Annotated in this window: 8 protein-coding genes and 1 pseudogene; all 9 read right to left on the reverse strand. The window is 41.4% G+C overall.

Going from position 1 to position 9,572, the window contains the following annotated elements; genetic code table 11:
• Window positions 1-13: 13 nt before the first annotated feature.
• The gene (locus WBM98_RS08945) at window positions 14-1,210 is read right to left on the reverse strand and encodes a glutamate-5-semialdehyde dehydrogenase (RefSeq protein ID WP_424365680.1); all 1,197 of its coding nucleotides are present in this window, start codon (window positions 1,208-1,210) and stop codon (window positions 14-16) included.
• On the reverse strand, window positions 1,207-2,334 hold the full coding sequence (locus tag WBM98_RS08950) for an aspartate aminotransferase family protein (protein ID WP_424365681.1): 1,128 nt from the start codon (window positions 2,332-2,334) through the stop codon (window positions 1,207-1,209). Before WBM98_RS08950 ends, WBM98_RS08945 begins: the two co-directional genes overlap by 4 nt.
• On the reverse strand, window positions 2,331-3,131 hold the full coding sequence (gene proC, locus WBM98_RS08955; protein WP_424365682.1) for a pyrroline-5-carboxylate reductase: 801 nt from the start codon (window positions 3,129-3,131) through the stop codon (window positions 2,331-2,333). Before proC ends, WBM98_RS08950 begins: the two co-directional genes overlap by 4 nt.
• A 70-nt stretch (window positions 3,132-3,201) precedes the next feature.
• The gene (gene argC, locus WBM98_RS08960) at window positions 3,202-4,176 is read right to left on the reverse strand and encodes an N-acetyl-gamma-glutamyl-phosphate reductase (RefSeq protein ID WP_424365683.1); all 975 of its coding nucleotides are present in this window, start codon (window positions 4,174-4,176) and stop codon (window positions 3,202-3,204) included.
• Window positions 4,169-5,359: an argininosuccinate synthase gene (gene argG / locus WBM98_RS08965; protein ID WP_424365684.1), complete on the reverse strand. Its 1,191-nt coding sequence runs from the start codon at window positions 5,357-5,359 to the stop codon at window positions 4,169-4,171. Before argG ends, argC begins: the two co-directional genes overlap by 8 nt.
• 35 nt (window positions 5,360-5,394) lie before the next feature.
• Complete coding sequence (locus tag WBM98_RS08970) at window positions 5,395-6,021, reverse strand: GNAT family N-acetyltransferase (RefSeq protein ID WP_424365685.1); 627 nt, start codon at window positions 6,019-6,021, stop codon at window positions 5,395-5,397.
• Between the two features lie 220 nt (window positions 6,022-6,241).
• Window positions 6,242-7,603: a mannosyltransferase gene (locus WBM98_RS08975; RefSeq protein ID WP_424365686.1), complete on the reverse strand. Its 1,362-nt coding sequence runs from the start codon at window positions 7,601-7,603 to the stop codon at window positions 6,242-6,244.
• Window positions 7,604-7,698: 95 nt separating this feature from the next.
• Entirely contained in the window at window positions 7,699-9,183 is a 1,485-nt protein-coding gene (locus tag WBM98_RS08980) for a cellulose synthase family protein (RefSeq protein WP_424365687.1), read from the reverse strand.
• Between the two features lies 1 nt (window position 9,184).
• Window positions 9,185-9,572: pseudogene (locus WBM98_RS08985) on the reverse strand (glycosyltransferase family 2 protein); the annotation flags it as partial.

Raw genomic sequence — 9,572 nt, forward strand, 5'->3', positions numbered from 1 at the left:
TTGTAGGTCTTTGTTAGCGAACTTGCCCATTTCCCTTTACATACCATTTGTTGGTCACCAAATGCTGTAATCCGATAGGTCCCCTTTGGTGTAATTTATCCGTACTTATGGCCAATTCACCCCCCAAACCAAATTGACCTCCATCTGTAAATCGGGTCGATGCATTGTGGTATACGGCTGCGGTATCCACACGGTTCATAAATTCATTGGCGGTTGCTTCATTTTTCGTTATTATCGCTGCAGAATGGCCACCCCCATAGCGATTGATTTTATCAATGGCCTCATCCAAATGATTTACCGCTCCCATAAGAATCTTATAATCTAAAAATTCTTCGTACCAAATGGCCTCATTGTTGATTTTGGAGGTATTTTCAAAACCTTCCAGGTGATTATCCACCCAGATGGTCACATTACTTTCCAATAATTTGGAGATCAATTTCTCAATAAAAACGGTTTTGTTCTCTAACCGATCATGGATAAGCACTTTATCCAAGGCATTGCACGCCGATATTTTGGTGGTTTTTGCATTTATAATAATATCGAGGGCCATTTGTTGATCGGCATCCACATCCACAAAGACAAAATTATTACCCCTTCCACTAACGATGACGGGGCAGGTAGCATGTTGCTTTACAAAGGCAATCAGTTTTTCACCCCCTCGCGGTACAATCAGATCTAATTTCTGGGTCGGATTTTCCAAAAATGCCTGGGTTTCACTCCTGTCATACTCCAAATATTCGACCCACGCCGTTGAAATCTGGTTTTCCGTCAAGGCCTTATGCCATAGATCAACCAATACCAAGTTACTGTTCAAGGATTCTTTGCCTCCTTTCAATAGTATTTTATTGCCCGATTTAAAGGCAATACCTGCCGCTTCGATCGTAACGTCTGGGCGGGATTCATAAATGATCAGTACGGTGCCAAAGGGAGCGGTTCTGTTGGTGACCGACATGCCGTTGTCATGGTCAAAATGAAATCGTTCTATGTTCAATGGGTCCTCTTGCTGTTCCAATTCCTGGAGAGACCGAATCATGGCATTTATTTTGTCGTCATCAACCTTTAGGCGATCGAACATGGCGATGTCTCCCCCGTGATAACGTTCCATGTCTTTTTTGTTGGCTTTTAAAAGGGCATCCTTTTCCTTTTTCAACCCGTTTATCATGGAATTGAGGACTGCATTTCGTTGCTTGATATTCAAGGGTACGCTCATGACAGTACAATTTTCAATGTTTCGAAAAACACATCCATCTGTGCTTTGGTAATATTCAAGGCAGGGAGAATGCGCAATACATGTTTGTCGTTGGCCCCACCAGTGAAAATATGATGTTCGTAAATCAGTTTTTTGCGCAGTTGGGCCACTTCGAAATCAAATTCAAGCCCCAACATCAATCCTTTGCCTTTGGTCCTTTTTACTTGGGGGATTTCTTTGGCCTTTTTCATAAAATAGGAGCCTAACTGATTTACATTTTCTATGAGGTTTTCATTTTCCATGACTTCAAGCACGGCCAAGCTAGCGGCACAAGCCAGATGATTGCCGCCAAAGGTGGTGCCCAATAATCCGTAGGAGGCTTTTATACTTTCATGGATCAGAACACCGGCAACGGGAAACCCATTGCCCATACCTTTTGCAATGGTGATGATATCGGGTTGTATGTCATGGTGCTGAAAGGCGAAGAATTTGCCGCTACGACCAAAACCCGACTGTACCTCATCGGCTATAAGAACGACCTTGTGTTCCTTACAGCGTTGCGCAATTTGCCGATAGAAAGGCGTGGACGGTTCGTCCAGACCACCTACCCCCTGAATGGATTCAATTATCACGGCACAGACATCCCCTTTATTGATTTCGATTTCAAAAGCGGTTATATCATCGAACGGTAAAAAGGTAACTTTTTGCTGCTTGTTTAAAGGGGCGTTTATTTTTTCATTATCGGTAGCGGCCACAGCTGCAGAGGTTCTGCCATGAAAACTGTTCTTAAAAGCGATGACCCGTGATTTTCCTGTTTGGAAGGACGCCAATTTTAAGGCATTTTCATTGGCTTCGGCCCCAGAATTACATAAAAACAGATTATAATCATCACAAAGGGAGAGTTTTCCAAGCTTTTTGGCCAGTTCTACTTGTAACGGGTTTTGAACGGCATTGCTGTAAAACCCTATTTTATCTAACTGGTCCTTAATTCTTTTTACATAGTGGGGATGGGAATGTCCTATGGATATTACCGCATGGCCCCCATAAAAATCAAGGTATTCCTGTCCTTTGTCATCGGTGACCACGATGCCCTTTGCATAAACAGGGGTTACATCATATAAGGGGTATACGTCAAATAAATTCATTGGTTTGCTTTTTTAAACTCGGTGATTTTTTCGAAGGAGGCTACAATGCCTTGAATAAGTGATGAACTCAGCCCTTGGTGTTCCATTTCATTCAGCCCTTGTATGGTGCAACCCATTGGCGTGGTCACCTTATCGATTTCTTCTTCGGGATGCTGGCCAGATGCGATCAATAGTTCTGCAGCCCCATCACAGGTGTACATGGCCAGTTCTTGTGCTTCCTTCGCATCAAATCCCAGTTGAATGGCACCTTGGGTGGTGGCCCTGATCAAGCGCATCCAAAAAGCGATGCCACTGGCACAGATGACCGTTGCGGCTTGCATTTGTACCTCAGGGATTTCCATGGTATGCCCCATGCGATTAAAAATAGCCTTGGCCAATTCTACACGTTTCCTGCCTTTTTCATTTGCACAGATACAGGTCATGGACTTACCGACCGAAATGGCCGTATTGGGCATGCTTCGTATGATGTTATGGTCTTTTCCCAAGATGCTTTCCATCTGTGCAATACTATAACCGGTAATGGTTGATATGATCACATGTTTTTCTGTGAGCAAGTCTTTTAGGTCTTTCAACAATTCCCCGATGTGTAAAGGCTGTACCGCAAAAATCAGAATATCAGAATTCACAACAGCTTCCTTGTTGTCGGTGGTAACCGTAACATTGCCGTATTTTTCAAAACGTTCTATATCTGCAGTATTTCTTTTGGTTAGGTACATTTTTGTGGCCCCGTTGCTTTGCAAGATTCCCTTCGCAATGGATATTCCTAAATTCCCAGCTCCTATAATGGCTATTTTCATGGTCTCTATTTGCTATACGCTAAGCGCTGTTCGCTTTACGCCTTACTTTAACTTTTTCTATTTCGTGCTTTTAATAAACTCCTGCTTTCAGTTGCAACCCTTCCTTTTCCTTAAACCCGAACATCAGGTTCATGTTCTGAACAGCTTGTCCTGAGGCTCCCTTCAACAAATTGTCAATGGCCGAGGTAACCAACAACACATCGTTATGTTTGTGTAGGTGTATATGGCATTGGTTCGTATTGACGACTTGTTTCAGGTTGATGGGTTCCTTGGCCATCTGCGTGAATTCGGCATCCGAATAAAAATCTTGGTATAAGTGCAGGGCTTCATCCACGGTTCCGCTAAAAGGAGTATATGCCGTTGCCAAAATGCCTCTGGTAAAATTACCCCGCATGGGTAAGAACAGTATTTCTCCCGAATTGCCTTGAAGTGATTTCAGGCTTTCATTGATTTCTCCCAAATGCTGATGCGTAAAGGGCTTGTACCAGGAAACATTGCCATTTCGCCAACTGAAATGGGTGGTCGCTGATGGACTAACACCTGCTCCTGTACTCCCTGTAACGGCATTCACATGTACTTGCGAATGTAATAAATGGGCTTTGGCCAATGGTAAAAGCGCCAATTCGATAGCGGTGGCAAAGCAACCGGGGTTCGCAATATATCGGGCGGATGTTATTTTATTTCTTTGCAATTCAGGGAGGCCGTAAACAAATTCCTTACCATCAAAGACCGCATCTTTGTTCAATCTAAAATCATTGCTAAGATCGATAATACGGGTCGCGGACGAGAAATGATTTTCATGTAGGAATTTGGTCGAATTACCATGTCCCAGACAGAGAAAGACCACATCGACCGCCAAGTTCACCTCGCCTGTGAAGTGAATATCGGTGACACCCAATAGATCAGGATGGGCATTGGTGACCGGGATACCTGCCCTGGTGGTGCTATAAACAAAATCAATTTCCGCATTGGGGTGGTTCAACAAGATCCTGATCAATTCGCCACCTGTATAACCCGACCCCCCAATAATACCAGCTTTAATCATCAATGTGATTTACGTGATTGTATATTTTCCCTGGATTCGCCATTATTTTGATGAACCCTTTAGCCTCGTCGGCCGTCCATCCCTTATGCATTTCACCATAACTTCCAAAGGATGCATTCATCAAATCATGTTGCGATGCTATGCCGTTCATTCTAAATTGGAATGGATAGAGGCTAACGTAGACATCTCCTGTAACATTCTTTTGGGTGTCGGTCAGGAAAGCCTCGATATTCCGCATGACCTCATCGAGATAATTCCCTTCGTGCAACAGCATGCCATAGAAATTGCCCAATTGCTCTTTTTGAAACTGCTGCCATTTGCTCAGCGTATGTTTTTCCAATAAATGATGGGCCTTTATAATAATGAGGGCTGCGGGGGCCTCAAAACCAACCCTCCCCTTGATTCCAATTATGGTATCCCCAACATGAATATCCCTGCCAATAGCATATTTTGAGGCCATAGCCTCCAATTTTTCGATATTGGTCACAGGCTTATCCTTCTTACCATCAATAGCCACCAATTCCCCTTTTTCAAAGGTCAAGGTAACTTCAGATGGGTTCTTTTCCTGTAATTGACTGGGATAGGCACTATCAGGTAATGGTAAATTCGAGGTCAGGGTCTCCGTTCCTCCAACAGATGTGCCCCAAAGACCTCTGTTGATAGAGTATTTGGCCTTTTCCCAAGAATAATCTACCCCATTCTTTTGTAGATATCCAATTTCAAATTCCCGGGATAATTTATCATCACGGATGGGTGTAATTATTTCGATTTCGGGTGCAATGATCTGAAAGATCATATCGAAACGTACTTGATCGTTTCCTGCTCCCGTACTACCGTGGGCAATGTATTTCGCGCCTACCTTCTTGGCATGGTGCACAATCTCAAGGGCCTGTACTATACGTTCCGCACTCACTGAGAGGGGATAGGTATTGTTTTTGAGTACGTTGCCGAAGATCAAATACTTGACTACCTTATCATAAAAGGTCTGTACGGCATCGATTGACGTGTAGGAGGTAGCCCCCAAAGCCAATGCCTTTGCTTTTATGGAAGCGATTTCTTCCTTTGAAAATCCACCGGTATTTACACTTACCGCATGCACTTCATATCCTTTTTCCTTTGATAGGTACTTGGCGCAATAAGAGGTGTCTAGTCCTCCACTATACGCTAAAACTAATTTTTCCATGAGCGTTCATTTAATATTTCAGTAACCTGAAAAATCTATTTTTTCGAGTTATTTTTTTTAAGGAACAATTGTTCCTTGATGCTTTTTAATCTATTGAAAGCCTTGCTGTTCACTTTCTCTTTGTTTGTGGGTTTTTGTTTTTTGGCCGGGTCATATAGCATGCCCGTGCACAAGCACATCTTTTGCTCGGTACGTGTAAGAATATCGAAGTTCTTGCACGTTTGGCAGCCTTTCCAGAATTGTGGGTCATCGGTAAGTTCTGAAAATGTTACAGGTTGGTACCCCAGTTCATAATTGATTTTCATGACCGCCAACCCTGTTGTAATACCGAAAATCTTTGCTGTGGGGAATTTTTTGGTCGAAAGGTCAAAAACGGCTTTTTTAATTTTTTTGGCCAGACCTTGATTTCTAAAATCGGGATGCACGATCAAACCCGAATTGGCCACGAACTTATCGTGCCCCCAAACCTCAATATAGCAGAAACCAGCGAATTTTCCGTCTTCCAATGCGATGACGGCATTTCCATTCTCTAACTTTTTATGGATATATTCAGGGGTTCTTTTGGCTATACCGGTACCCCTTACCTTAGCTGATTCAGCAATGGTATCGCAGATGATCTCGGCGTATTTAAAATGGGATTCGTTAGCAATAACAATTTCCATTGTTACTTGTTTTTAAAACTAAAATTGAAAAATTTATTTTTTGGTATTTTGCGGAAATGGACTCACCTATTCCCATAATAGAAATCACCCTTACGGGCGACGACGTGTGGGTGTGAAAGAACGAATTGGGCCAAGTACCCAATTGGTTGTAGAAATATGTAGTTCGTTCTTCATTAGAATTCAAATGTACAAATAAAATTGAAAAGGGAACCTTTGACCTTTAATTTTTACGAAATAGTAAGTTTTGTGCGTAATGTCTGAAAAATTCGAAAATTAAAAATCCATAAACAAAAATATATTCAATTGTAAGTATCCCTAAATGCTCTTTGAAATCGGACTGTGAATAGGCATAATAACTTAGGAAAACAACGAATGACCAAACCAAGGAAAACCGGTATTCGGTAAAAACAGTCAGCAAGACCAAGAAAACGATATACCACGGATGTACGGTCGCGGCCAAGACGTAATAGGCGGTAAGGATCCATAACATCGAAGAAATCAAAATCGGTAAATGCTGGTTCTTTCTGACGAATGTCAATAGCGTTACGATACCTACAACAGCATAAGGGATTATCTTGCCGTAGGTTTTTATCAATTCCCAGGGCTTGGCTTCAAACCGAACCGCTATTTCTTTGACGACATTATAAAATCCCGCATTGAATTCGAAGTTCGAGAACCAGAGTCCAAGAGTTTCCGAATAATTCGCTAGAAAATCCGAGGAAAGAAAAGGCGCCCAAATCACCAAAGTGGTCACTAGCACCACCATATAAAAAAGAGCACTTTTCTTTATCCCTAAATTTTTAATGAATAAGGGTAAGAACATTAATGGAATAAGTTTGACTGCAATTGAAATGGCATATAAGACCGCGGCAAATAACCACTTTTTTAAAGATAACAGGTACAATGAAGTCAGAAAAAAGAAGAGCATGACCCCCTCAAAATGAAGGTTACCACTAAGTTCAATAATTATTAGTGGGTTCAAGAAATACCAAAAAATAAGATGGGGCGAAAGGTTGAGATTCTTTAGTAGTTTGCGACCAAAGTAAAAAATTCCAATGTCAGAAAGGATAATGATCGTTCGCATTACAACTAGTGATCCCAAAATACTTTTTCCGCCCAGCCAGGTGGCCAATCCAAAAATCAATTGATTTAGCGGAGGATAATTACTAAAGTGTTTTGCACTCAATGCACTCATTCCAGAATAAAGTTCCTGGGCGTTGGCAATGAAGATCTCCTGTTGTAGGATCAAATTATTTGGTACTTCGAGATATGGATTGACAAAATTCCGTACCAATTCACCATCCCATATAAAACGGTAAAAGTCTTGGGAAAGGTTGGGTTCGGCAAAAAGAAAGATCAGTCGAAAGAGTAGGCCAACAATAAGTAAAAACTTAAAGTTCCATTTTTCAAATTGAATGAGTTTGTAACACAAAAAGAAAAGGGCGGCAACCAAGGAAATCAACTTAATGAAATCGGTACGGTTCAGGTGGTAAGCAAATGTGTAATAGAAACCAAGGCTTAGTAAGGCCAACAAAATCGGAATCTTATGAAGTCTCCAATAGGTGAAGAGTTGGTTGGGCATTGGTATGTGCAATTTGGTTTACTGCAAATAACCGAAAAAAAAGCAGAATAACAGGCTAGTGCCCGCTAATGTTCCTATATCCCGAGAAGAAAGACCTATGCCCTTGACGTTAGTGATTTAAAGAAGACGAACCCAAACCCAATGAATAGCATTAAATGAAAAGGAAGCAGTCCAAAATCGTTCAAAGGAACGGCACTGTACATCCCGAACAAGAAATACAACATCAAGGCAAATTCAAGGATCATGTTCGGTGATAGTTTTTTGGTCAGGTATTTATTGCCTTTCCAACTATCGGAAATACTGCTTAGGTTGAATTTAGGAGTTCTAACAAATTCACTTCGTTTCCCCATATGCCCTTCTAGTACGGCAATGGAATTATGTAGCGAAAACCCTAAGGCAACGGAGAAAAATGTAAAGAAGATCTTGATATAATCGACAAAGTTGTCAAAGCTGCTGCCTTGAATGCTCTTATATGTGAACCAATAACACACAAATAGGATGATGGTGCTCAATACAAAAAAGCTCAATATATCAAATGCCCAATCGAATTGCGGGTATAAGGCCTTTATGTACATTGCTGGGATACTTAAAAAAGAGACTAGAAATACACAAAGGAACATTGAACTGTTCAGCAAATGCATCACGCCATGAAATTTGGTCTTAAAGGAAATATTCTTGGCACTGACCACGTTCCAGACAGATTTTCTGAAGTTCTCGGCACCCCCTTTGTTCCAACGGAATTGTTGTGATCGAGCGGCGCTGATCACGACGGGTAGTTCAGCCGGTGTTTCAACATCTTCCAAATATTTGAATTTCCAATTTTTCAACTGCGCCCTATAACTTAGATCAAGGTCTTCCGTTAGGGTGTCACCTTCCCAGTTTCCGGCATCCAGGATACATTCTTTACGCCAAATGCCTGCGGTACCATTGAAATTGATAAAATGGCCTTTGGCATTTCTACCTACCTGTTCTAAGGTAAAATGCGCATCAAGGGCAAAAGCCTGTATTTTGGTCAACGTCGAATAATCGCGGTTTATATGGCCCCAGCGGGTCTGTACAACACCGATTTCCTCATCCTTAAAATAGGTGACCGTTTTTTTCAACCAATCGGAATCCGGCAGAAAATCAGCATCGAAGATGGCAATGAAATCACCTTTCGCAGTCAACAAGCCTTCTTTTAAGGCACCTGCCTTAAATCCTTGACGGTTTTCCCGTTGAATATGTTGAATGTCAAGGCCGCTCTCTTGCAAGACCTTGATTCTTTCAGCGGTTTCTATTACGGTATCATCGGTTGAATCATCCAGTACCTGAATTTCCAACTTACTTTTAGGGTATTCTATTTTGGCAATATTCTCCAAAAGTCGTTGCATTACATACTCCTCATTATAAACAGGAAGCTGAATGGTAACGTAAGGAATCTCTTTCGGATCCAATAAATTAAATTTAGGCGCTGTTTGATTCTGTCTTTTATTGCCCAAGTAATTGACCAAAAGGTTTAATTGGGCGAGGCTATAAAAGAATATCAACAACAACGCGATACTGTAGATGGCAATGATTATGTAAGATATTGTAAGACCCATATTATTTGATACTGTATTTAAAAATCCAACCTAGAATTTTTATGCCTGCAAATATACTACCTTTTACTGTACCAGAAACTTTTGATATGCCAATTCTTTTTTTGTAACGCACTGGTACTTCGATATATGTCAATTTCTTTTTAAGGGCTTTTAGCTGCATTTCCACTGTCCAGCCGTATGTTTTGTCCTCCATTTCAAGGGCCAACAATTGTTCATATTTTATTGCTCTAAACGGTCCTAAGTCGGTAAATGTTGCTCCAAAGAACAATTTCATCAAGAATGTGGCCAGCCAATTGCCAAAGATTTGTTGGGGAGTCATACTACCTGGCTCCCGTTTTTCCTTAACACGTGCCCCGACGACAAAATCAATATTTTGATCAATAATGGGC

The sequence above is a fragment of the Maribacter sp. genome (genome assembly GCF_049667165.1).
Taxonomy (GTDB): Bacteria; Bacteroidota; Bacteroidia; order Flavobacteriales; family Flavobacteriaceae; genus Maribacter_A.

Bases quoted from the DNA above. Each gene is read 5' to 3' on its own strand.
- WBM98_RS08945 (WP_424365680.1), bottom strand. From the start codon at position 1,210: ATGAGCGTACCCTTGAATATCAAGCAACGAAATGCAGTCCTCAATTCC.
- WBM98_RS08950 (WP_424365681.1), bottom strand. From the start codon at position 2,334: ATGAATTTATTTGACGTATACCCCTTATATGATGTAACCCCTGTTTAT.
- proC (WP_424365682.1), bottom strand. From the start codon at position 3,131: ATGAAAATAGCCATTATAGGAGCTGGGAATTTAGGAATATCCATTGCG.
- argC (WP_424365683.1), bottom strand. From the start codon at position 4,176: ATGATTAAAGCTGGTATTATTGGGGGGTCGGGTTATACAGGTGGCGAA.
- argG (WP_424365684.1), bottom strand. From the start codon at position 5,359: ATGGAAAAATTAGTTTTAGCGTATAGTGGAGGACTAGACACCTCTTAT.
- WBM98_RS08970 (WP_424365685.1), bottom strand. From the start codon at position 6,021: ATGGAAATTGTTATTGCTAACGAATCCCATTTTAAATACGCCGAGATC.
- WBM98_RS08975 (WP_424365686.1), bottom strand. From the start codon at position 7,603: ATGCCCAACCAACTCTTCACCTATTGGAGACTTCATAAGATTCCGATT.
- WBM98_RS08980 (WP_424365687.1), bottom strand. From the start codon at position 9,183: ATGGGTCTTACAATATCTTACATAATCATTGCCATCTACAGTATCGCG.